Source organism: Maricaulis sp. W15, assembly GCF_001924955.1.
GTDB classification, from domain to species: domain Bacteria; phylum Pseudomonadota; class Alphaproteobacteria; order Caulobacterales; family Maricaulaceae; genus Maricaulis; species Maricaulis maris.
The window spans coordinates 56,995-80,345 of sequence record NZ_LQXG01000020.1; the positions used below are offsets into that span (position 1 = coordinate 56,995).

Annotated in this window: 23 protein-coding genes; 18 read left to right on the forward strand and 5 right to left on the reverse strand. The window is 63.3% G+C overall.

The features are described 5' to 3' along the window. Window positions 1-85 precede the first annotated feature (85 nt). The 14 genes from ruvB to AWH62_RS14505 all read left to right on the forward strand — a co-directional run bounded on the left by ruvB (window position 86) and on the right by AWH62_RS14505 (window position 12,976). Entirely contained in the window at window positions 86-1,138 is a 1,053-nt protein-coding gene (gene ruvB / locus AWH62_RS14440; protein ID WP_075191215.1) for a Holliday junction branch migration DNA helicase RuvB, read from the forward strand. Then, the gene (gene ybgC, locus AWH62_RS14445; protein WP_075191216.1) at window positions 1,135-1,602 is read left to right on the forward strand and encodes a tol-pal system-associated acyl-CoA thioesterase; all 468 of its coding nucleotides are present in this window, start codon (window positions 1,135-1,137) and stop codon (window positions 1,600-1,602) included. The genes ruvB and ybgC overlap by 4 nt, the downstream gene beginning before the upstream one ends. A gap of 94 nt (window positions 1,603-1,696) precedes the next feature. After that, window positions 1,697-2,365 carry a hypothetical protein gene (locus tag AWH62_RS14450; protein ID WP_143743085.1) on the forward strand — a complete coding sequence of 223 codons (669 nt, stop codon included), beginning with the start codon at window positions 1,697-1,699 and terminating at the stop codon, window positions 2,363-2,365. 174 nt (window positions 2,366-2,539) lie between these two features. Further along, window positions 2,540-3,208, forward strand: a complete 669-nt coding sequence (gene tolQ / locus AWH62_RS14455) for a protein TolQ (RefSeq protein WP_075191218.1) — start codon at window positions 2,540-2,542, stop codon at window positions 3,206-3,208. A 4-nt stretch (window positions 3,209-3,212) separates the two neighbouring features. Continuing rightward, window positions 3,213-3,647, forward strand: a complete 435-nt coding sequence (locus AWH62_RS14460; protein ID WP_075191219.1) for a biopolymer transporter ExbD — start codon at window positions 3,213-3,215, stop codon at window positions 3,645-3,647. Between the two features lie 67 nt (window positions 3,648-3,714). After that, the gene (locus AWH62_RS14465; protein WP_143743086.1) at window positions 3,715-4,497 is read left to right on the forward strand and encodes a hypothetical protein; all 783 of its coding nucleotides are present in this window, start codon (window positions 3,715-3,717) and stop codon (window positions 4,495-4,497) included. Window positions 4,498-4,524: 27 nt separating this feature from the next. Next, on the forward strand, window positions 4,525-5,886 hold the full coding sequence (locus tag AWH62_RS14470) for a Tol-Pal system beta propeller repeat protein TolB (protein ID WP_075191221.1): 1,362 nt from the start codon (window positions 4,525-4,527) through the stop codon (window positions 5,884-5,886). A gap of 133 nt (window positions 5,887-6,019) precedes the next feature. Continuing rightward, entirely contained in the window at window positions 6,020-6,544 is a 525-nt protein-coding gene (gene pal / locus AWH62_RS14475; protein ID WP_075191222.1) for a peptidoglycan-associated lipoprotein Pal, read from the forward strand. Between the two features lie 111 nt (window positions 6,545-6,655). Beyond that, window positions 6,656-7,543, forward strand: coding sequence for a tol-pal system protein YbgF (gene ybgF / locus AWH62_RS14480; protein ID WP_083635227.1), 888 nt, complete (start codon window positions 6,656-6,658; stop codon window positions 7,541-7,543). A 2-nt stretch (window positions 7,544-7,545) separates the two neighbouring features. Continuing rightward, a complete protein-coding gene (gene tilS, locus AWH62_RS14485) occupies window positions 7,546-8,901 on the forward strand; it encodes a tRNA lysidine(34) synthetase TilS (protein ID WP_075191224.1) in 1,356 nt (451 codons plus the stop codon). Window positions 8,902-9,002: 101 nt separating this feature from the next. Beyond that, on the forward strand, window positions 9,003-10,916 hold the full coding sequence (ftsH, locus tag AWH62_RS14490) for an ATP-dependent zinc metalloprotease FtsH (RefSeq protein ID WP_075191225.1): 1,914 nt from the start codon (window positions 9,003-9,005) through the stop codon (window positions 10,914-10,916). 245 nt (window positions 10,917-11,161) lie between these two features. Then, on the forward strand, window positions 11,162-11,992 hold the full coding sequence (gene folP / locus AWH62_RS14495) for a dihydropteroate synthase (RefSeq protein ID WP_075191226.1): 831 nt from the start codon (window positions 11,162-11,164) through the stop codon (window positions 11,990-11,992). Continuing rightward, on the forward strand, window positions 11,992-12,633 hold the full coding sequence (locus AWH62_RS14500; protein WP_075191227.1) for a glutathione S-transferase N-terminal domain-containing protein: 642 nt from the start codon (window positions 11,992-11,994) through the stop codon (window positions 12,631-12,633). Before folP ends, AWH62_RS14500 begins: the two co-directional genes overlap by 1 nt. A 4-nt stretch (window positions 12,634-12,637) precedes the next feature. Then, window positions 12,638-12,976 (forward strand): multidrug efflux SMR transporter, encoded by a 339-nt coding sequence (locus AWH62_RS14505; RefSeq protein WP_075191228.1) that lies wholly within the window; start codon window positions 12,638-12,640, stop codon window positions 12,974-12,976. Here the strand turns inward: AWH62_RS14505 and AWH62_RS14510 are convergent. Next, on the reverse strand, window positions 12,973-14,166 hold the full coding sequence (locus AWH62_RS14510) for a Xaa-Pro peptidase family protein (protein WP_075191229.1): 1,194 nt from the start codon (window positions 14,164-14,166) through the stop codon (window positions 12,973-12,975). The genes AWH62_RS14505 and AWH62_RS14510 overlap by 4 nt on opposite strands. A 51-nt stretch (window positions 14,167-14,217) precedes the next feature. Further along, on the reverse strand, window positions 14,218-15,225 hold the full coding sequence (locus tag AWH62_RS14515) for an RluA family pseudouridine synthase (RefSeq protein ID WP_075191230.1): 1,008 nt from the start codon (window positions 15,223-15,225) through the stop codon (window positions 14,218-14,220). Window positions 15,226-15,388: 163 nt separating this feature from the next. On the opposite strand from AWH62_RS14515, the gene AWH62_RS14520 reads away from it, so the two are divergent. Then, window positions 15,389-17,749, forward strand: coding sequence for a TonB-dependent receptor (locus AWH62_RS14520; RefSeq protein WP_083635229.1), 2,361 nt, complete (start codon window positions 15,389-15,391; stop codon window positions 17,747-17,749). Window positions 17,750-17,926: 177 nt separating this feature from the next. Further along, the gene (locus tag AWH62_RS14525; RefSeq protein WP_075191231.1) at window positions 17,927-19,627 is read left to right on the forward strand and encodes an alkaline phosphatase; all 1,701 of its coding nucleotides are present in this window, start codon (window positions 17,927-17,929) and stop codon (window positions 19,625-19,627) included. Between the two features lie 9 nt (window positions 19,628-19,636). On the opposite strand, the gene AWH62_RS14530 is transcribed toward AWH62_RS14525, so the two are convergent. Further along, window positions 19,637-19,999, reverse strand: coding sequence for a helix-turn-helix domain-containing protein (locus AWH62_RS14530; protein WP_075191232.1), 363 nt, complete (start codon window positions 19,997-19,999; stop codon window positions 19,637-19,639). A gap of 130 nt (window positions 20,000-20,129) precedes the next feature. Here AWH62_RS14530 and AWH62_RS14535 point away from each other — a divergent pair, with 130 nt between their 5' ends. Further along, window positions 20,130-21,203, forward strand: a complete 1,074-nt coding sequence (locus tag AWH62_RS14535; RefSeq protein WP_075191233.1) for a nitronate monooxygenase family protein — start codon at window positions 20,130-20,132, stop codon at window positions 21,201-21,203. 34 nt (window positions 21,204-21,237) lie between these two features. Beyond that, complete coding sequence (gene gstA, locus AWH62_RS14540) at window positions 21,238-21,858, forward strand: glutathione transferase GstA (RefSeq protein ID WP_075191234.1); 621 nt, start codon at window positions 21,238-21,240, stop codon at window positions 21,856-21,858. Between the two features lie 76 nt (window positions 21,859-21,934). On the opposite strand, the gene AWH62_RS14545 is transcribed toward gstA, so the two are convergent. Further along, window positions 21,935-22,237, reverse strand: a complete 303-nt coding sequence (locus AWH62_RS14545) for a DUF4168 domain-containing protein (protein ID WP_075191235.1) — start codon at window positions 22,235-22,237, stop codon at window positions 21,935-21,937. 333 nt (window positions 22,238-22,570) lie between these two features. Continuing rightward, on the reverse strand, window positions 22,571-23,188 hold the full coding sequence (gene folE / locus AWH62_RS14550; RefSeq protein ID WP_075191236.1) for a GTP cyclohydrolase I FolE: 618 nt from the start codon (window positions 23,186-23,188) through the stop codon (window positions 22,571-22,573). Between the last annotated feature and the right edge of the window lie 163 nt (window positions 23,189-23,351).

Consider the following 23,351-nt stretch of genomic DNA (forward strand, 5'->3'; position numbering starts at 1 on the left):
CTTGCTTGGATCGTGGTTGCGCGCCGGGCCGACGAACACGTGTTCATGGACGCGGGAACCCGGATCACGATACATCCCGGCGATCATGACTGACGCTCCTGACCCTTCCGGCGATGACCGCCTTGTTGACCAAGACATGCAGCCTGGCGACGGGCGGGACCGTGCGCTGCGACCCTTGTCTTTCTCCGATTTCGTCGGCCAGAAGGCGGCGATCGCGAACCTGAAAGTCTTCGTTGAGGCTGCGCGCCGGCGCGAGGAGGCACTGGATCATGTGCTCCTGTCGGGCCCTCCCGGGCTGGGCAAAACGACGCTGGCCCAGATCGTGGCGCGGGAAATGGGCGTCGGATTCCGGGCGACGTCCGGCCCGGTGATCGCCAAGGCCGGCGACTTGGCAGCGATCCTGACCAATCTCGAACCACGCGACGTCTTGTTCATTGACGAGATCCACCGCTTGGCACCGGCCGTTGAAGAAATTCTGTACCCGGCGATGGAGGATTTCTGCCTCGACCTGGTGATCGGCGAGGGGCCGTCGGCCCGGACCGTGCGGATCGAGCTTCCGCCTTTCACGCTGGTCGGAGCGACAACGCGGGCCGGTCTGCTGGCAACGCCGCTGCGCGACCGTTTTGGTGTGCCGGTGCGGCTGGAATTCTATGACGAGGCGGAGCTTGGCTTCATTGTCACCCGGGCCGCGTCAAAGCTGGGGATCGGGGCGACGCCGGATGGCGCGCGTGAGATCGCCCGCCGTGCCCGTGGCACGCCGCGGGTTGCCGGCCGCCTGTTGCGCCGGGTGCGTGATTTTGCTGAGGCCGAAGACGCGACGGCGATCACCGATCTTGTTGCTGATCGGGCCTTGAAGCGGCTGGAGGTCGATGCGATCGGACTCGACAGTCTGGATCGCCGTTATCTGAAGGCCCTGACCGAGAGTTTTGGCGGCGGTCCGGTGGGTGTCGAGACGCTGGCGGCAGCCCTGGCCGAGGCCCGAGACGCGCTGGAAGATGTGGTCGAGCCCTTCCTGATCCAGCAGGGCTTCATCCAGCGCACCCCGCGTGGCCGGACCGCGACCGGGCGGGCCTGGGAGCATTTGGGGCTGGCGCCGCCACAACCGGCAGCCGCGCCGGGAGGCTTGTTCGGAAAATGACCAATGCGCCGTTGATGCCGGCCGCCGGGGCGTTCGGCGATGATTTTGTCCATCGCCTGCCCGTGCGCGTCTATTACGAGGACACCGACTTTTCCGGCGTGGTCTATCATGCGCGCTATCTCCACTTCTTTGAGCGCGGTCGAACCGAGAGCTTGCGCGCTTGTGGCATCCATCATTCGGAACTCGCTGCGATGGAACCATCGCTCGCCTTTGCGGTGCGTCGGATGGGTGTCGAATTCGTGCGCGCGGCGCGCGTCGACGATGTGTTGATTGTTGAAACAGCATTTCGACCGCAACAGGGTGCGCGCCTGATGATGGAGCAGCGCCTGACCAGGGAAGGCGAGGTCGTGGCGATTGCCACGGTTCAGGCCGTCTGTATTGACGGCGCCGGGCGGGCCAAGCGGCCGCCGCAATGGATGCGACAGAAGTGGGTCCACTATGTTTCGGAAGGTTTGCAGGAATAAGTCGCAGTTGCAATAATAGCATGCAAAAGCTCATGGAGATGACTTGCCTGGCACCGTGGCAGTCGCTACCCCTGTAGGTAATAGGGGAATATAGTTGGCTGACTATCTGAAAACGCCCGGCCGCTCGAAGCCTGACGCGACGCGCCCGTCGACACCACCTCCCAATTTCGCGCTCAATGTTGCCCGTGTGTTGCAGGACGGGGCGGACATGTTCATCCACTCGGTGCATGAAGTCGAAGCCGACGGCGACGTCTGGGTGACGATGAGCATGGTCCGGCGTGACCGGACAGGACCGATGACCGTGAAGCGTCAGGTGTCGGCACGTTTCACTGCGAGCGACGGGTATTGTGCCGTGTCATCGGCGGCGGATCCGGACCCCAATCTTGAAAACGAGGGCGCCCTGAACAAGGCTCAGGTCAGCGCTTTCATACGGATGGTGGTGCGTGATGGCGGTGTCGAGCACCGTGACGCCTTCATTGATCGCGGACGTTTCGTCAGCCACTCACCGGGCGCCTGCTGCCGGCCGGAAGGCTATGACGCGCTGGTGGACCGCCGCCGCCCGCGCCCCGGCCTGACCTATCATGGTGTCGATGAAATGGTCGGCGAGGGCCCCTATGTTGCGGTCTTCTCCTGTTTCGACATGGACGGCGCCACCTATCGCGCCTGCGACCTGCTTAGGCTCGAAGACGGGCGCATCGTCGAGCACTGGGATGTGATCGAGGAAGTCGCCTCGCACTCGGTTGCCCATAACGACGAGACGTGATCGCGCAGTATTTACGGTTATCACCTCCTGAAATTTGCCGTATTCGATAGGCAAGGATCCGTCCCGGGCGGAGTGCGTTGTTGCAGGCATGATGCCTGCATGGCGTCGGATGGATTGTGAAACAAGGTATCGGATCGGCGCGGGGCGCGGGTCCGGAGCGCAAGGGTGAGCGTTATGGAGTCTTCTGTCGTTGAGGTTGCGCAGGTCGTGGAAGGCTTCTCCTTCTACGCGTTGTTCATGCGCGCCGACTGGGTTGTGAAAGGTGTGATGGGCATTCTCGCCTTCATGTCGGTCTGGTCCTGGGCCATTGCGATCGACAAGGCGCTGCAATTGCGCGGCCTGCACGCCAAGGCCAAGCATTTCGAGCGTGAATTCTGGTCCGGCCGCTCGCTTGACGCTCTCGCCGACCAGTTTGCCAAGACGGCACGCGAGCCGTTTTCACGCGTCTTCGCCGCGGGTCTGCGCGAATGGAAGGGCGACAATCCCGGCGGCCGCGTCTCCAAGGCAGCGGGTGCGGAAGCCGGACGCCAGATGACGAGTTCGGAAGGCGGGCTGGGTATCCTCGCGACCATCGCGTCGGCAGCGCCCTTTGTTGGCCTGTTCGGTACGGTTTGGGGCATCATGAATGCCTTCCGCGCTATCGCGGCGTCCCAGGAAACCAATCTTGCTGTCGTCGCCCCGGGCATCGCCGAGGCCCTGTTCGCGACGGCGCTCGGCCTGTTGGCCGCCATCCCGGCGGTGATCTTCTTCAACGCCTTGTCAGCCAATATCGCCAAATACGGCTCCCGCCTCGATGGCTTCGTGGATGAGCTTTCGGCGCTTGCCGATCGCGACGGGCTTTAGGCCGATGGCTGTCTCACTTGATAGCGGCGGTTCGGGGCGGGGCCGCGCCCGTTGGAAGCCGAAGGCGGAAATCAATGTCACGCCCTTCGTCGATGTGATGCTGGTCCTGCTGATCGTCTTCATGATCACGGCGCCGCTGCTTACGGTCGGGGTGCCGGTCAACCTGCCGGAAACCGAAGCGCGCAGCCTGCCAGCCGGCGAGGAGCCGCTGACGGTCACAATCGATGCGAGCGGTGTAATTTATCTGCAGGAAACGGAAGTCCAGATCACCGAACTCGTGCCGCGTCTGCGCGCGATTGCCGGTACTGGTTTCGACGCCCGGATCTATATCCGGGCCGATGATGGTGCCGCCTATGGCGATGTCGCCCGGGTGATGGCCAATATCAATGCGGCCGGCTTCTCCAATCTGGGCCTGGTCACGGACCCGATCGAGCAATAACGGCGGTCATTCTGTGCGTGGTTTTGTCCTTTCCCTTTTTGTGCACGGCGGCATCATAGCCGCGGGGTTGATTTATCTGCCCCGCGTCGCGACCGTGTTCGAAACCACGCCGATCATCCCGATCGAGCTGGTGACCCTGGGTGAGCGGACGAATATCCGGGCGGCAAGGCCGGATCCGGAGCCTGTCGTCGAAGACGAACCCGAAGTCACGATTGACGACGCAATCGACGAACCCGTTGAAGCAGCGCCGGTGCCAGAACCGGAACCCGTCGAGACCGAGCCGGAAATCATCGATACGGCACCGGAAACCCCGGCCGAGCCGGAGCCCGCGCCCGTCGAAGACGCGCCGGAGCCCGAACCCGAGCCGGTGCGTCAGCAACCGCAACCGGAGCGCCCCAGCGAGCGCCAGCCCGAGCCGGCCGAACCTTCGCTGAACGACATGTTGGGCGATTTGTCGCGCAGCGTTGCCGAGACGCGCGATACCCAGGCGGCTGATGACGGTGCCCGCCGCAATGCGGTCGGCAATGGCGAGCAGATGACGGCGACTTTGCAAGACCTGCTGCGATCCCACTTGTCCCGTTGCTGGCGGGCTTCGCTGGATGCGCCCGAACCGGACGAACTGGCCGTGCAGCTTGTCCTGCAACTCAACCGCAACGGCGAATTGTCGGCGCCGCCACGCATTATTGACCAGGCTCGCGTACTCAATTCGCCCAACCCCTATCTGCGCGTTGCCGGCGAGCGGGCCTTGCGTGCGGCTGTCCAATGTCAGCCCTATTCATTGCCGCCGGAAGCTTATTCCCAATGGCGTCAAATTGAGGTCAATTTTTCGCCGTCCTTATACGGTGGCTAGTCACACCCGTCCCGGAGACCCTGTCCCATGACCCGCATACTTGTCCTGATTGCCGCGCTTCTGGCCCTGACCGGCTGGACCGAATCCGCCATCGCCCAGGAACCGCTGCGGGTCGATGTGACCCAGGGCAATCTCGATCCTATGCCGATTGCCGTACCGGATTTTGTCGGCGTGTCCGACGAGGCGATGCGTCGGGGCGCCGACATCACCCGCGTGGTCGCCAATGACCTTGCCAGCTCCGGCCTGTTCGCACCGGTCGACCAGGAAGCCTTCATCGAGGACATCACCAATATCGACCTGCGCCCGCGCTTTTCAGATTGGCGCGTGATCAATGCCGACGCCCTTCTGGTTGGCAGCGTGACGATCCAGGAAGATGGTCGTCTCGTGGTCGGCTTCCGGCTCTGGGATACGCGCCTGGAAGAGCAGCTCCTGGGCCTGCAATATCGCACCGCGCCGGAAAACTGGCGCCGCGTGGCGCACCGTCTGGCGGACGCCGTCTATGAGCGTCTCACCGGTGAGACCGGTTATTTCAACACGCGCATTGTCTATGTCTCGGAAGGCCGCGGCATTGAGGGGGAGCCGATCCGCCAGCTCGCCCTGATGGACCAGGACGGCGCCAATCCGTCCTTTCTCACCGACCGCTCCTACATGGCGTTATTGCCCAATTATTCGCCGAGCGCCCAGGAGATCACCTATGTCTCCTTCCTCGACGGTCAGGCGACGACCTATCTCTACAATCTTGAAACCGGACGCCAGGAAGCCCTGTTCGCCTCCGGCGGCGCCGGTGCAGCGAGCCAGGTTGATCCGGACGGGCAAAGCCTGTCCGCGCGTTTCTCACCGGATGGATCGGAACTGGCCGTGTCGATCGAGACCCGGTCCGGACACGACATTCATCTGTTCGACCTTCGCACCCGCAATCTGCAGCGCCTGACGCAACACCCGGCCGATGATGTCGAGCCATCCTTTTCGCCCGATGGTGAGCGTATTGTTTTCTCGTCAGCCCGTGGCGGTGGGTCTCAGCTATACGTGATGGATCGCGACGGGTCCGACGTCCAGCGTGTGACTTTCGGCTCGGGTCGCTACACGACACCGGTCTGGTCGCCGCGTGGGGATTTGATCGCGTTTACCAAGCAGATCGGCGGCCAGTTTGCGCTCGGCGTTGTCCGGGCCGATGGGTCTGGAATCGAGCGGATTCTGTTTGAAGGCTATTTCGTCGACACGCCGGCCTGGTCGCCGAACGGACGTGTTTTGCTGTTCACACGCGGGGAACCACGCACCAATGGTACGCGTTATGAAATCTGGAGCGTCGATCTGGCTGGTTTCAATCTAAGGCGGCTCGCAACGGGCGGAATGGCGTCCGACCCCGCATGGTCGCCCTTGATTGAGTAGCAGATTTCTGCGTAACGTTTTGTCCGGTAAACGGCACCAATGGGGGGGCCGTCATCGGTTCAACGTCACGTGACGCGTGATTGGGAGTAAGCCTCAGGCGGTTTGCGCTTGGGCTGATTGAGGGTGTAACATTATGAATATCAAACTGTTTGCTATTGCGGCGCTTGGGGCGTTTGCGACCGCTTGTGCGTCGACTCCTCCGGTCGACGACACGGCCCCCGTACGTGCGGCTGATCCGATTGTCGAACCGGATCCCGGTCCTGTCGATACCGGCCCGGGATATGAACTGGGCTCCACCGCGCATTTTGTTGAAGCCGCGGGCGACCGGGTTTTCTTCGGCCTCGACCGTCATGACCTGTCGGATGAAGCCCGCGCCACCCTGCGTCGCCAGGCGGCTTGGCTTGCCTCCTACCCGGATGCCCGCATCCTGGTGGCCGGCAATTGCGATGAGCGCGGAACGCGTGAGTACAACCTGGCTCTCGGGGCACGACGCGCCAATGCGGCCCGCACCTATCTGATCAGCCAGGGCGTGGACCCGTCGCGGGTCTCGACCACCTCTTACGGCAAGGAACGCCCGACCTGCATGCAGTCGTCGGAAACCTGCTGGGCGGTCAACCGCAATGCGGCCACGACACTGGTTGGCGGCTACACCAACTAGTTCGTGCAGGCATGAAACAGGAAACGCCCGTGACCGACCCGTCGCGGGCGTTTTCCATTCTTCTCCGGGGCAGCCGTAATTTCGCCGTCCTCGTCCGATAGGTGCGTTTCCATGATCAGAGTTCTTTGCCTCTCCGCCCTCGCGACAGCCTTGATTGCCGCCGCGCCCGCCCAGGCCCAGTCACGCCGGGAATTGTCTGAACGCATCGATGCCACGGAAGTGCGTATCGGCGAGCTGGAGCGCCAGTTCATGGCCGGCGACCCGGTCGCGGAAGCATTGATCCGGCGCATGGACGAGCTGGAGTACCAGGTCCAGGCGCTGACCGGCGAGGCGGAACGTCTCAGCTTCGAAAACCGCCAATTGCGCCAACAGGTCGAGACGCTCGAGAATGAGCTTGAGGCCAATGCCCGTCCGGCGGCACCGGCCATGGACGATGCGGCTGTGGCATGGATGCAGGATGGTCTCGATGCCGACGGCGACGCGGCGGACGGTTCGCAGATTGCCATCATTGATCCGGCCGACCCGCATGGTGAGGCCCGCGCCGCCGCGACCGGTGTGCTTGGCGGTGCTCCGGCGGCGGCGGATAGTGCCGGTACGAACCCGGCCGCACCGGCCGACCCGTCCATCGCCTATGAGACGGCGCGTGCGCGGCTGCTCGATGGTGATTTCGACGGCGCCCAAAGCGGTTTCGAAAGCTTCGTGGCGGACAATCCCGATCATGCCCTGACCGCGCAAGCGCAATACTGGCTTGGTGAAACCTTCTATGTCCGGAGTGATTTTACCCAGGCCGCCGACGCCTATATCGCCTCGCTTCGCCAAGCCCCCGAGGGTGAGAAGGCACCGGACGCACTGGTCCGGCTTGCCGCGTCGCTGCACGGGATGGGCCGCACCGAAGATGCCTGTGCGACCCTGTCCCGTTTCGGGCGCCAATTCCCCAATGCTGCCCCGGCCTCGCAGGCTCGCGCCGCGCGGGAATCGGTTCGCGCCAACTGCCAATAGGCGTGAGCACTGCGGCCGTCGACATTGTCGGCACTGCGCTGGACCGGCTGGGCGGGGACGGTGTCCTCGGCCTCGCCTGCTCGGGCGGTGGTGACAGTCTCGCCCTGCTGTTGATCGCATCGGACTGGGCCGACCGGAATGGTCGGCGGCTCCACGTCTTCACCGTTGATCACCGATTGCGGCCGGAGGCCGCCGAAGAGGCGCGAGAGGTCAGCCGTATTGCGGCAGAGCTGGGTTGGCCGTGCGATATCCTGCCCTGGCAGGAGGCTCGCGCCGGGGCTGGCATTCAGGCCCGCGCCCGCAAGGCCCGTCATCGCCTGTTGGCCAATGCCTGTCAGACGCATGGAATTGATCGGCTAATGCTGGCCCATACGCGGGACGACCAGTCCGAGACGGTCTGGTTGCGCCTTGCTGCGGGTGGCAGCTGGCGCAGTGCAGCGGCGATGGCCGAGACGGCACCGTCGCCGGTCTGGCCGGAAGGTCGTGACCTGACGCTGATCCGCCCCTGCCTCAGCATCGACCGTGCGGATTTGCGGCAAATCCTGGCGGCCGCCGGCCGCCGCTGGGTCGATGATCCGTCGAATGAAGATTGTCGTTATGCGCGGATCCGCACCCGGGGCAGGCTGTGCCAGCTCGGTGAGGCGGGTTTCGAGACGGCGCGCTTTGCCGCCTTGGCGACGACACTGCAGGCGCTGATCCAGGCCGAACGGGCGGCTGCCTGGCGCGCGGCCGGCACCTGTGTCGGGATCGAGGCATGGGGGGGCGCACGGATTGACCGCGCCACTTGGTCGGCCCTGGCTCCGGCGATCCGCTTTTGCCTGCTCGACGCGCTGGTGATGGCGGTCTCCGGGGAAGAACAAAGCCCGACTCGGTCGCGGCTTGAACCGATCGACGCGGCGCTGTGCGATGGCCGGCCGATGTCGGGCTGCGGCATCCGACTGCTGGAAGAGCGGGACGGCGCGGTTTGGATGGTCCGCGATGCCGGTGCCGTTCTGGGCCGGGTTGACCGGCCCGTCCCCGAGCCTTGGTGCGAAACGGCAGCAAGCTCTGGTGGTCGCCAGTCAACATGGATCTTCGACGGTCGTTTCGAGCTTGCAAACCGTCAACGCAAACTTGATTGGCGTTTGCTGGGGGAGGCGTATCAAGGTGTGTCGGATCGAGCTATACTCGATCCTGTGCCAGGTCCGGCCCGATCCGGCCTGCTGGTCGGCGAGCGGAACGGCCAGGTGGTCGAGATCGCCGGATTTGCCGCAGCGGACGGCTCCGCAACCATGCGATCGCTGCTCGCGCACAGATTTTGCAGGCGTCTGCTGCCGCACCCTGCGGCGAGATGGTTTGATGAACCGAATGCGGCCTGAAAGGGTCGGGATTGCAAGCGGGCTGCGCGCCTGACTGGCGCTGAGCGCCCGGAATGCCCATATCTGGTCGTGAATGACCGACTGATTGAACGGATAAATGCATGCCCATGAGAAATTTTGCGATCCTGGCCGTGGTGCTGGTCCTGTTGATGGTGTTGATGCAGATGATGGGGCAGTCCTCTGACCCGGCATCCCAGCAACGCGGACCATCCTATTCGGATTTCCTCGACCGGGTTGAACGCAGCGAGATTTCCAGCGCCACGATCCAGGGCGACACGCTGCGTGCCCTGACCCATTCGGGCGAAAGCTTTGAGGTGACCCTGCCGCCGTCTGACACGCAGACGGTCAGCTTGTTGCGCGAAGCCGATGTGAATGTCCGTGTCGAGCCGGTGTCCGAAGATGGCAATATTTTCCTGTCCATGCTGTTTAACTGGTTCCCGCTGCTGCTGCTGATCGGTGTCTGGATATTCTTCATGCGCCAGATGCAGGGTGGGGGGCGCGGCGGCGCGATGGGCTTTGGCAAGTCGAAGGCGCGCCTTTTGACCGAGCATCATGGCCGCAAGACGTTCGATGATGTTGCCGGTGTCGATGAAGCCAAGGATGAACTCCAGGAAGTCGTCGAATATCTGAAGGATCCGTCGAAATTCCAGCGTCTGGGCGGCAAGATCCCGAAAGGCGCCCTGCTTGTCGGGCCTCCGGGCACCGGTAAGACATTGCTGGCCCGCGCCGTTGCCGGTGAGGCCAATGTCCCCTTCTTCACGATCTCTGGTTCCGATTTCGTGGAAATGTTTGTCGGTGTCGGTGCCAGCCGTGTCCGTGACATGTTCGAACAGGCCAAGAAGAACGCGCCCTGTATCATCTTTATTGACGAGATCGACGCGGTCGGTCGCTCGCGTGGTGCCGGTCTCGGTGGTGGCAATGATGAACGCGAACAGACCCTGAACCAGCTCCTGGTCGAGATGGACGGGTTTGAGTCGAATGAAGGCATCATCCTGATCGCCGCCACCAACCGTCCCGACGTGCTCGATCCGGCGCTCTTGCGTCCGGGGCGTTTCGACCGTCAGGTCGTGGTGCCCAATCCGGACATCACCGGGCGTGAGAAGATCGTCAAGGTCCACATGCGCGATGTGCCGCTGGCCGATGATGTCGATCCCAAGGTGATTGCGCGTGGCACGCCCGGTTTCTCCGGTGCCGACCTCGCCAACCTGGTCAATGAGGCCGCCCTGCTGGCCGCCCGTCGCAACAAGCGCCGCGTGGCTATGCAGGAATTCGAGGACGCCAAGGACAAGGTGATGATGGGGCCGGAGCGGCGTTCCATGGTCATGTCCGAGAAGGAAAAGCAGCTCACCGCCTATCACGAGTCCGGCCATGCCATCGTCGCTATCAACGTGCCGTCGGCTGACCCGGTGCACAAGGCAACCATCATTCCGCGTGGCCGCGCCCTGGGCATGGTCATGCAATTGCCGGAAGGCGACAAGATGTCGATGACGCATGAGGAAATGACCTCGCGGCTCGCCATCATGATGGGCGGCCGCGTTGCCGAGGAAATGAAGTTCGGTAAGGAGAAAGTCACGTCCGGCGCCGCGTCGGACATCCAGCAGGCGACCCGACTGGCCAAGGCCATGGTCACCCAGTGGGGCTTTTCCGACGAGCTTGGTCCGATCGACTATGCCGACAATCAGGGCGAGGTTTTCCTCGGCCAGCAACTGGTGCAGAGCAAATCCGTGTCCGGCACCACGGCTCGCAAGATCGAGGAAGAGGTCCGTAATCTGGTCCAGACCGGCATGGAAGAGGCGCGCCGCATCCTGACCGCCAAGCGCAAGGATTGGGAGACCCTGTCGGAAGGCCTGCTGGAGTATGAGACCCTGTCGGGCAGCGAGATTACCGACCTGCTCAACGGCAAACCGCCGAGCCGTCCCGACGATACGCCGACCCCGCCCAGCGACACGCCGACCAGCGCCGTGCCGACAACGGATGAGGGGCCGGAAACCGGTCCGGAACCGCAGGGCGCCTGACCTGCTTTCGCAAGTCGCAATTCATGAGCCCTGGGCCTGACAGGCTCGGGGCTTTTGCTTTGCGGCGACCGTACATCTCGGCCAGGAGGCAGGTGAGATCTATTCCCGTCTGGTCATCGACCTTACATCGCACACTGTCAGCGATTGATCGGCCCTGACCGGGGTTTTCAATTGTCGCGCAGTGGCGCTGCGGCGTATATCAGGGTCAGGCAGTTACCCTCCCGCTTTCCAGCAAACGGATCGTCATGGCCAAATTCCGTTCCCGTCGCCAATCCGACCTGCCCTTCGTGATGGGCGTTCTCAATGTCACGCCGGACAGTTTTTCCGATGGCGGTGATTTCATCGACCAGGAAGCTGCGGTCGAGCGGGGTCTGGAGATGTTGAAGAACGGCGCCGACGTGATCGATGTCGGTGGCGAGTCGACCCGCCCGGGTGCTGCGCCCGTGGCCGAGGGTGAAGAACTGCGGCGTGTCATTCCGGTGATCAAGACCCTGCGCGAGCGCTCCGGCGCCCGCATTTCGATCGACACATTCAAACCGGCCGTGGCGCGCGCCGCCGTCGAGGCCGGAGCCGATATCTGGAATGATGTCATGGCGCTTCGAGCCGACGGCGCCCTTGAGACCGCGGCCGAACTCGGCGTGCCGGTTATCCTCATGCACATGTCGGGCACACCCAAGACGATGCAAAAGGACCCGCAATACGACGACGTGGTGTCCGAGGTCTGCGACTTCCTGACCGAGCGGGCCGATATCGCCATGGCGAAGGGCGTCAGTGCTGACAGTATCTGGCTCGACCCGGGCATTGGTTTCGGAAAATCGCTCGATCACAATCTGGCCCTGATGCGTGACCTCGATCAGGTGATCGGGCTCGGCTATCCGGTCCTGTTCGGCGCCTCGCGCAAACGTTTCATTGCCGCCATCGACGAGGGCGCGGCCGAGATGGAGCGGCTCGGCGGATCGCTGGCAGCGGCCTTGCGCGCAGCTTCGGCCGGCGCCGCCATGGTGCGGGTTCATGATGTCCGCATGACGGTCCAGGCGCTGAAGGTCCAGGCCGCCATCCGCAAGGGACGCGCCTGATGTCCTACACGCTTTATGGCAAGGCGGGTTTCGGTTCGGTCTGCGTCGAGGCGGCGCTGGAACTGGTCGGGGCGGCGTATGATTTCGTCGAAGCTGATCCCTTGGGCGATGCGGCCGATCAGCGCCGTGTGCGCGCCGTCAATCCGGCCGGCCAGGTTCCCGCCCTCATCCTGCCGGACGACAGCGTCATGACCGAGAGCGCCGCCATCCTCATCTGGCTCGGTGATCATTATCCCGAGGCCGGTATCGCGCCCGCTGTCGACGCACCGGAGCGCGCCGAATATCTGCGCTGGATGCTGTTTCTGGCGGCCAGCATCTATTCCACCTTCACCTTGTCGGACGGGCCGGAGCGTTTTCACCCCGACCCCGCAACCCATGAGACCCTGCTGGCGATGACCAATCAGCGCCGCAACGACATGTGGACCTTGATGAATGATGCGTTTGACGGTGCTCCCGGCCGCTTCCTGCTCGGCGACAGTCTCAGCCTGTTGGACGTCTATGTCGCCATGATGTGCCGTTGGTCGCCGGGGCGCTCCAGCTTCGCCCGTGTCTGCCCGGCTCTTCTGCCGGCGGTGGAGGCGACCGAGGCCGACCCGATCATCGCCGAGGTCTGGGCGCGCAATTTCCGACGCCAGGACTGAGCCGGTGGCCTTCCTGACCAATCCCTGGACCCTGTTGGTGCTCGGCGGCATCTGCGAGATGGGCTGGGCGCTGGGGTTCAAATATGTCCGCAGCGATGCGCCCTGGTGGCAGCACGCGGCCGTCTTCGCCGTGCTCGCCGCCTCGATGGCGTTGTTGTGGGTCGCCATGAAATCCCTGCCGGCCGGCACCGCCTATGCGGTGTGGACCGGGATCGGGGCGCTGGGCGTGGCGACGCTTGGCATCCTCGTTTTCAACGAGCCGGCGACGCATTTGCGCATCTTCTTCCTGGCGCTGATCCTGATCGGCATTGTCGGCCTCAAAGCCGTCAGCGGCGAGCGCTAGCCGAACGGATCATCGACCGCATGCGCCGGCTCGGTGAACCAGCGCGGGCCGGTCGGCGTCATGTAGAAATGATCCTCCAGCCGGATACCGAACTGGCCGGGCACACAAATCATCGGCTCATTGGAAAAACACATGCCGGCTTCCAGTGGCGTGTCATCGCCCCCGACCAGATAGGGACCTTCATGGATGTCCAGGCCGATGCCATGGCCGGTGCGGTGCGGGATGCCGGGCAGGTCATAGCCAGGTCCGAATCCGCGTCGTTCCGCCTCGGTGCGGGCAGCGGCATCGACGGCGCTGCAGGCGACCCCGATCTGTGCTGCTTGGAAGGCTGCCAGCTGGCAGGCTTTCTCCGCCTCCCAGACTTCGCGTTGCCGGTCGTCGGCTTCGCCAAACACATAGGAGCGCGTGATATCGGATTGGTAGCCATGCATGCCGCAGCCGGTATCGATCAGCACAACATCGCCGTCCTCCAGCGCTTTTGGATTGGCGACGCCATGCGGGAAGGCGGTGTCCGGTCCGAACAGGACAATGCAGAAGGTCGATCCGCCCGGCGCGCCGATCACCTTGTGGGCGGCATGGATGAATTCGGTGACCTCCCGGGTCGTGATCCCGGGGCGGAGGATGCGCGCCGTCGCGGCATGCACCTCGAGCGTCGCCGACATGGTGGCCTGCATGAGCGCGATCTCGTCGGCATCCTTGGTCATGCGGGCAGACAGGACCACCTCGCTGGCATCGCCGATATCACCGCGCCAGGCCTGCGAGATCGCATTGGCGGTCACCAGCGGTGTTGTCGGATCGAGGCCGAGGCGCCCGGAGGCGCCATCCAGACCGGCCAGCAGGGCATAGGGGCTTTCATGCTCCTCCCAGACCGATAGTGGCGCGTTCAGGCGCATGAAGCCTTCCAGCGTCCCGGTCTCGAAGGCCGGCCCGAGATAGGTCAATCCGCCATCGATGGTGACGAGGGCGCCGACCAGTCGTTCCGTGGCTGGCCAGCGCAGGCCGGTATAATAGTTGAGATTGCTGCCGGCATTGAGCCAGATCGCGTCCAGCCCGGCGGTTTTCATCCGCTCGCGCAGCCCGTCCAGCCGTTCGCTGAGGCGTTCGACCGGGATGGGCTGGCAATGGCTGAGCCGGTCGGTGAGCTTCGCCAGCTCAGCCTGGGCCGTCGAACCGCCAACGCCACGTGTCATGGTCTGGGTCTTTGGCATGTGTCGTTCTCCTCGTCAGCGGTTCACAGCGGTTCACAGCGTTTCCAGGATCGCTTCCACGCGTTTCATGTCATCGGGAAGATCGGTCTCGAAGCGCAGCGCCTCGCCGGTGACCGGGTGATCAAAGCCCAGGATGGCGGCGTGCAGCGCCTGGCGGCGGAAGGCGCGCAGTGTACCGCTGTCATCGTCATGGTCGAGCAGGCGGCCACGTTTCTGGCCATACATGGGATCGCCCAGAAGCGGGCAGTTAATATGCGCCATATGGACCCGGATCTGGTGGGTGCGACCGGTCTCGAGTCGGCATTCGACCTTGGCCGCCATGCCGGTCCCGACCGCTGCGCCCTCGGCCTGACCGAAGCGTTTCAGCGTGGTGTAGTTCGTGATCGCATGCTTGCCGGCCTCCGAGTTGGGATCGTGCGGCACTTCGAATTTCTTGCGGTCGCGAGAGGAGCGCGCCAGCTGGGTCGCGATGCGGCCGGATTTCGGATTGGGGGCGTTGCGGGTGAAGGCGATATAGGCGCGCTCGACCGTGTGGCGGGCGAACTGGATGCTCAGCCCCTTGTGGGCGGCGTCCGACTTGGCCACCACCATCACGCCGGAGGTTTCCTTGTCGAGGCGATGAACAATGCCGGGTCGTTCAACACCACCAATGCCCGACAGCGATCCCGCGCAATGGTGCAGCAGGCCGTGCACCAGCGTGCCGGACCAATGACCCGCCGCCGGGTGCACCGACAGGCCGGCCGGTTTCAACAATACGATGAGGTCATTGTCTTCGTGCAGGACGTTGAGATCCATCGGTTCCGGCGTCGGTGCATCGGGCCGCGGGGCCGGTATGGCGACGCTGTAGACGCCGCCCGCGATGACCTTGGCCGAGGGGTCGGTCACCGGTGCGCCGCCGAGCAGGACCTGGCCCTCTTCGATCAGGGCTTTCAGGCGCGAGCGGGACAGGTTTTCGGCGCTGGCGGTGAGCCAGCGGTCGAGGCGCTGCCCGGCGGCGTCGTCAGACGCCTCGAAGGCGCGGGTTTCGGCGATTTCCGTCATGCAATGACACTCCCCCAGCTGATGCCGGATTGCAACGCATCGGCTGATTGCTGCAGTGCGTCATCTAGCTGTCACAGCGCTGTGGGCAAAGCGTCATGACCAGCGCATAAGCACGCCGGACCAAGCGCAGTCGAGGGGGCTGCGCGTGTATGAGGATCGTACCATGACATTGAAGTCTCGTCTTTTGGCGGCGGCCGCCATCTCCCTGACGGCCGTCGCTGCGCCGACAGCCCTGGCCCAGGACACAGCCGACGAGACCGTCGATGTCATCCGTGTGACCACCCAGTTCCGCGAACAATCGCTGGCCGACGTGCCGATCAATGTCACCGCGTTTGACGCCGAGCGTCTGGAAGACCTCGACATTGCCGATTTCGAAGATCTCGCCGCCTTCACCCCGGGCCTCGTTGTTCAGGAGCAAAGCCCGAACAATACCGGCTACTCGATCCGCGGCATCACCACGGACAGCGGCGAAGCGACGTCAGAAACCCGCGTTGCCGTGTTCCAGGACGGTGTCTCGATCACCCGTTCGCGCGGCTCCTATGTCGAATTGTTCGACATCGAGCGCGTCGAAGTCGCCAAAGGGCCGCAGCCGACCCTGTTCGGGCGCGGCGCCCTGATCGGCGGCATCAACATCATCCAGAACAAGGCCGATGATGAATACTCCGCCTCGGTGGAAGTCGGCGCCGGCAATGAAGGCCAGCTTGAAGCGCGCGGCCATGTCAATTTCGCCTTGAGCGAAAATTACGGCCTGCGCTTCGCCGCCGTCAGCCGTGAGCGCGACGGCTATATCGACAATGCGCTCGGCGGTGAGGGCCTGCAGGGTCGCGACACCCAGGCCATGCGCATGGTGTTCTCGGGAGCGCCGACCGAGGCTTTCTCCTTCGACCTGATCGCCAATTACCAGCAGGACACGCCTCCGGGCACCTCCTTCAAATCCGGCACCATCCCGGCACCGGGTGGCGACACCAACCCTTTCACCCCGGCGGCATTGAATACGTTCGGCGGCTTTGAAGGCGGCGCCCCGCTCGGTCTCGACCGCGAAGTGCGCGGTGTGACCTTGTTGGCCGATTACGCGCTCAACGATGCCTGGACACTCAGCTCCATAAGTGGCTGGCGTGACTTCACCTCGGTCGAGATTTTCGATCCGGACGGCACGGCGCTGCCATTCCTGACCATCGCCGAAGACGCGACCGGTGAGCAGTTCAGCCAGGAATTCCGCCTGTCCTACGATAATGGTGGTCGCCTGACGGGCTCACTCGGCGCGCTTTACTTCACCGAAGAAGGCGAGCAGCGCATTCCGATCGGTCTTGATGAGCGCATCGCGCAAGCCATGCTCGCCCCGACCCTGGCGGCCGGTTTCGGCGCGACAGTGGAACAGCTGGAAGGCCTTCTGGCACTCAATGGCTTCCCGGGCGTTGATCTCGACAACCCGCTCGATCCCTTCCCCTATTCGGTGGCCGGCCTGCTGACCCTGGGTCAGTTGATCCCGCTGCGGGACTTCTACCTGGAAGAGGGATCAAACAGCGCCGAGACAACGTCGTGGGATGTTTTCGCTGACGCCTCCTACGCGGTGACGGATCGTCTGACCCTGACCGCCGGTCTGCGTTATACGGCCGAAGACAAGACCTCGGCCGGCTATGGTCGCCCGTTGGCAGGCCCGAATTTTGTGACCTTCGGCGATACGCTCATCACGCCCTATACGCCGAACGGTGCTGAAGTGAGCCAGTCCGGTGATTTTGATGACTTCACCTGGCGTTTCGCAGCGTCCTATGCCCTGACCGACCGGATCAACACCTGGGCCAGCTATGCCCGTGGTCGTCGTCCGGACGTGATTTCGGTCGACACCAACTCGCCGAGCTATTTCTCCGAAGCGCCGGCGGAAATCGTCGACTCGATCGAGGCCGGGGCCTTCATCACCTTTGATCGTGGCACCGTGTCCGGCTCGGTCTTCTACTCCGAATACGAGAACTTCCAGACTACGCGGTTTGACCCCAACACGATCTCCTTCGTCACCGATAATGCCGGCAATGCCACGCAATACGGTCTCGAATTGCAGGGTGATTTCGATCTGGCGGACACGGCCAACCTGTTTGTCAGCTACGCCTACAACATGGCGACGTTCGACGACACGGACAGCGCCGGCAATGCGTTGGAGCTGGCCGGAAACCGCTTCCGCTATGCACCGGAACACGCGCTGGCATTCGGTCTGAACTGGGACGTCGTGTCGGGCGGTTGGGGTTCGGTCAGCTTCCTGCCGACCTGGTCCTGGCAGTCGAAGATTTACTTCGACAACAATAATAACCGCTTCGGGGGTGTGCTGCAGCAGGAGGCCTATGGCCTGCTCAATGCCCGCCTGCGTTATGAAAGTGCCGACGCGCGTTATCATGCCGAGATCTACGGTTCGAACCTGACCGACGAGGCCTATCTGATTGACGCCGGCAATACCGGTGGGTCCTTCGGCATGCCAACCTACATCGCTGGCGCCCCGCTGCTTTGGGGCGTCCGCATCGGGGCCGATTTTTAGGACCTGAACCGAGAGCACTGACCCGGGCTGGGTGAGGGCAGGGCGCGGTGGACTTTGATGTCCGCCGCGCCTACGTCGTTCAAGTCCATAGTGAAACCATCATGAAAACACGCTAGGCAGGATGGCGATGAACGCGCACAAGCGTTGTCGTGCGTTACATGGGTGAGGGGAAACATCATGACCAAGACCAATCTGACACGCCGGACCGCCCTGATCGGGGCTGCGGGCGCCGGCCTCGCTGTGTCTGCCTGCTCGCAGTCCCCGGATGTTTTCCAACCGGTCGAAAACGGTCATTTCAATCATGGCGTGGCGTCGGGCGATCCCGATCAGTCCAGCGTGATGTTGTGGACGGCCCTCACCAATGATGGCGGCGGGTATCGCGGCGTTGAAGTGGCGCGGGATGAGGCTTTCACCGACATTGTTTTCGAGCAGGGCGACGCGATCACCTATGTGATGATGCAGCCGCTGGGCACGTTGAAAATTCTCGCGACGGGGCTCGAGCCGGGCACCTCCTATTTCTACCGTTTCCGCCTCAACGACCAATACTCGCCGGTCGGCGTGACGCGCACCTTGCCGGAAGGCGCGCTCGATCAATACCGGATTGGCGTTTTCTCCTGTTCCAATTTCCCCGCCGGGCATTTCAACGTCTATCGGGAAGCCGCCGAGAATGGCGAACTCGATCTCGTCGTCCACCTTGGCGACTATCTCTATGAATACGCGCCGGGCCAATACGCCACCGAGAATTCCGACGCCATGAACCGGGTGCCGGTTCCGGCGCATGAAATCGTTTCCTATGAGGATTATGTCGGCCGTCACGCCCAGTACAAATCCGACCCGGATTTGCAGGCGCTGCACGCGGCCGCGCCCTGGATCATCAGCTGGGATGATCACGAGACCGCCAACAACTCCTGGCGCGAGGGTGCCCAGAACCACAATGAGGGTGAGGGCAGCTGGGAAGATCGCCGCAACGCCGCCCTGCGCGCCTGGTATGACTGGCAGCCCGCTCGCGAGCCCGCCGACGATTTGCGCGAACATCGCGGCACGTATGAAATCGGCGATCTGGCGACGCTCTGCCTGCTGGAAAGCCGCCTGACCGCCCGCGATCAGGAAATCGGTCTCGACACTTTCCCGATCCCGTCCGACGCCGACGATACCGATCCGGCCAATCTTGAAGCCGTCGCCGCCTGGAAGCGCGATGTTGTCGGCGCCGAAGACCGCACCCTGCTCGGGGCCGACCAGATCGCTGATATCGGTGCGGCCTGTGCCGCCTCGAAGGCGGCCGGCAAGCCGTGGCGCATCCTGGCCAACCAGGTCATCATGGCGCGGGTCAACTTCCCCAATTTTGCGACTGAGATGCCGGGCTGGTTGCGTTGGTGGGCGACGCGGGACAGCGAATTTGCCCGTCAATTCATCATGCGGACCCGTTTCGGCATCCCGTTCAATCTCGACATGTGGGACGGATATTCAGCCGAGCGAGACCGTCTTTACGCGGCCCTGCGCGCGGCCGAGGCCGATATCATCACCATCACCGGTGATGTGCATTCCTTCTGGGCCAATGATCTGGTCGATGGCGACGGCAATCGGATCGGGACCGAGCTGGTCGGAGCGTCCGTGACCAGCCCGTCACCCTTCTCCGGCTTCAAGGCGCCGGGGGTGGATTACGGGCAGATGATGATCGACGCCAATCCTGATGTCGGCCACTGCAATATGGAAGACCATGGCTATATCCGCCTGACCCTGACCCGGGACGCCGCGGACGCCGAGTTCATCAAGGTCAGCGACATCCTCACGCGCGACTACCGGGCCGCCGTTGAAAGCGCCTGGCGCATTCGTCCTGCAGAAGGCGGTGATGTCGCCGCGGCTGAGCGCGTCAGCTAAGCGGCAAGCTCAGTCCGGGCAGGCACCCGCTGTGCGTTTCAGGCGGGTGCCGACATCAACGATGGCCGTGATTACCGGCAGCAGTTCGCGGCCGAGTTCGCTGAGTGTGTAATCGACACTGGGCGGTGAGGTCGGTTGTACGGTGCGGATCACCACGCCCTTCGTGCACAACTCCTTGAGCCGGGTCGACAGGACTTTCGCCGAGATCGGCGGGATATCGCTCTCCAGCTCGGAGAAGCGGCGTGGACCAGCGGATAAATGCCAGATGATGTAGGGCGTCCAGCTGCCGCCGAGCAGTTTCATGCATTCATCGACCGGGCAGTGCGTGCCGTCATCAAGGGGCGGTGCCTGGTTGCGGCGGCGTTTGAGCATGCTGAGTTCCCGGTAAGCGGCTTACCACCGGGATAGTACAAAATCAGGATTACCGAAAGCGACAAGGTTACAATTCGTAAGCAGGCGCCCCACCTGTGCCGTCGATGGCAACGGACAGGAGGACAATCCCGTGCCCCAGACGGACATCCAGCAGCGTATCGGTCTGCGCCACCCGATCATCCAGGGACCATTCGGCGGCGGCTTGTCGACGGTTGAACTGGCAGCCGCGGTCACCGATGCCGGCGGCCTCGGTTCCTTTGGTGCCCATTATCTGGAACCCGACGGGATTGCGGCCTTGGCCGCCCGCTTGCGCGCCGCGACGGACGGTCCTGTCGCCCTCAATCTGTGGATCTCGGATCATGATCCGGGTGGTGATCCGTTTTCCAGCGAGGCCTTCGAAGCGGTCTGGCAGATCTACCAGCCTTTCTTCGCCGAATACGGTCTTGAACGGCCGGAGCCACAGCCGCGTTATCATCCAAGATTCACCGAGCAGATCGATGCCGTGCTGGAAGCCCGGCCGCGTGTCTTCTCCTTCGTGTTCGGCATTCCCGATCGCGCCATCCTGGAGGCTTGCCGGCAGCGCGATATTGTCACGCTCGGCGCCGCGACGACGCTGGCGGAAGCCGAAGCGCTTGATGCGGCCGGCGTCGACCTGATCCTGGCGACGGGTTTTGAGGCCGGTGGTCACCGACCCGCTTTCCTTGAGCCGGCCGAAAAGAATCTGATCGGCACGCTGCCGCTGACCCGCCAGATCGCGAGCCGGATCAAACGTCCGGTGATCGCCGCCGGCGGCATTGCGGACCGGGTCGGGATCGAGGGGGCGATGGCGCTTGGCGCGGGCGCCGCCCAGCTCGGGACGGCTTTTCTTGCCTGTGCCGAGTCCGGCACCAATGATGCCCACCGCGATGTCCTCTTCACCGACCGGGCGCGCCACACAGTGCTCACCCGCGCCTATACCGGCCGGTTGGCGCGCGGCATTCCCAACCGGGTCATCGCCGAGATGGACAAGCGGGCCGGCCAGCTGCCGCCCTTTCCTGTCCAGGCCTGGTTCCTCGGCCATCTCAAACGCGCCGCCCTGGCTGCCGGCGATGAGGACTTCGCCTCGCTCTATGCCGGGCAGGGCGCGCCGCTTCTCAAGCATCGCCGGGTCTCCGACCTGATGGCCGATCTCACCACACCGGCAGTGACCCCTGCCGCTGTCTGACCTTCCCCTTCATCACCAGCAAAGGACATGTCTGATGAAACTCTATTTCTCCCCCGGCGCCTGCTCGCTCTCCCCCCATATCGCGCTGCGCGAGGCCGGTGTGCCGGTTGAACTCGAGCGGGTCGATCTGGCCAGCGGCAAGATCGTCGCCAGCGGTGCTCGCTTCCGGGACGTCAATCCGAAAGGTTATGTCCCGGCGCTTGATATCGGTGAAGCCCTGCCGCTGACCGAAGGCGCGGCGATCGTCCAGCACATCGCCGACAGCCATCCCGAAGCCGGTCTGGCGCCGGCCGCCGGCACACCGGCGCGGGCCCGCGTCAATGAATGGCTGACTTTCCTGTCATCGGAATTGCACAAGAGCTTCGGCCCGCTGTTTTCACCGGACACCAGCGATGAGGCCAAGCAGGCTGCGATCACCAAGGTGAAGTCGCGCCTCGACATGATCGAGGCGACCCTGGCCGATGGCCGCGACTATCTGACGGGCGCCGACTTCTCGATTGCCGACGCCTATCTCTTCACCCTGGCCAATTGGACCGGTCCGACCAAGATCGGTCTGGCGGACCAGCCGAGACTGGCAGCCTACCAGGCGCGCGTGGCCGCCCGTCCGGCAGTTCAGGCAGCCTTGAAGGCTGAAGGCCTGCTTGAAGCCGCCTGATCACGGGGCTTCGGCAAAAAAGAGAGGGCCGCAGCGTGGATCACGGTGCGGCCCCATTTCTTGTCGTGTTGGAACGCTATTGCTGCGTGTCCATCGCTTCAGCGGTCATGCGGATGCGGTTGGCAATGTCCTCATCGCTCTGCGCCGCGTTGGCGATCGAATTATACTGGACGACCGTCAGGCCGGCATCCGTGACAATCTCGGCCATCTGGGCCTGGGCCTGCATCTGGAGCTGCTGGCGTGTGTCCTCGGTCTCGGCCGCCTCGATCTGCGGGCCGAGATCCTCAACGACGGCATTGATGCCGGTCGCGGCGTGAATGAAGGCGGTCACGTGTTGATCGGTCAGTTCGAACTGTTCCGGGGCTTGGGCGTCGGTCATGTCTGGCTCCTGGCTTAGTGAGGGAGATGCCATCGCGACGGCCAACACGGCAGACGCGAAGGTTGTGATGACAATATTTTGCATGTTGCACATCCCTTTCTTCGATCAGAATTTTCGGATTTCGCAGTATCGCGTCAATAAAGCGCATGAGATGAAGGCGTATCAGACTGAGTGATGGAATCCAGACCTCGCGCTGAATTCGTTATAAAGTCTTCACATTCCGCGTATGATGGTCGTGATGACTGACTGATATCATTCCTACTATTTCGAATTCGCACAAAAAAGCCCCGAAGCATCGCTTCGGGGCTCGTTCGGTGTCGTCTTCAAAGATGTCTAGGCGCGCTCAAGCAGGCGCATGAAACGGTCCTTGAGATCGCGGTCATTGCGGAATTCGCCGGTGAAGGTGGTGGTGATGGTCGAGACATTGGGATGGTGCACGCCGCGTGTGGTCATGCACTGGTGCTTGGCATCGACCAGCACGGCAACGCCGCGCGGTTCCATCGCCTCGGTCAGGGCGTCGGCGATCTGGGCGGTCATGGTCTCCTGCGTCTGCATGCGCTTGGAGAAAATCTCGACGACGCGGGCAATCTTGGAGATGCCGACCACGGCCTTTGACGGCAGGTAGGCGACATGGGCCACGCCCATGATCGGGGCGAGATGGTGTTCGCAATGGCTCTCGACGTCGATATTGGTCAGCATGACCATGTCGTCATAGCCCTGCACGTCCTCGAAAGTCTTGCCGAGCGCCTTGAGCGGATCGGCGCCATAGCCCGAGAACCATTCCTCATAGGCTTTGACCACGCGCTTGGGCGTGTCGAGCAGGCCTTCACGGTCCGGATCATCGCCGGCCCAAGAGATCAGGGTGCGAACAGCGGCTTCCGCCTCTTCGCGGCTCGGCTTGGATTTGATAGCGGCTGCCAAACGGGCAGCGTCAGGGGTCACGGCGTCCATCCTCATGGATCCTTTCGTTCTCGGGTCGGTTCGGCGTATACGTCCAAACCGTAGTGCCGGTTTCCGGATCGAGGATGCAGATAACAGCCTTGCAGCTGTTGCACCTGTTATCCTCTGCTTTCGTGCTTGCGCACTTGCGGTTATTTAGGCGCTCTGCGCGCGG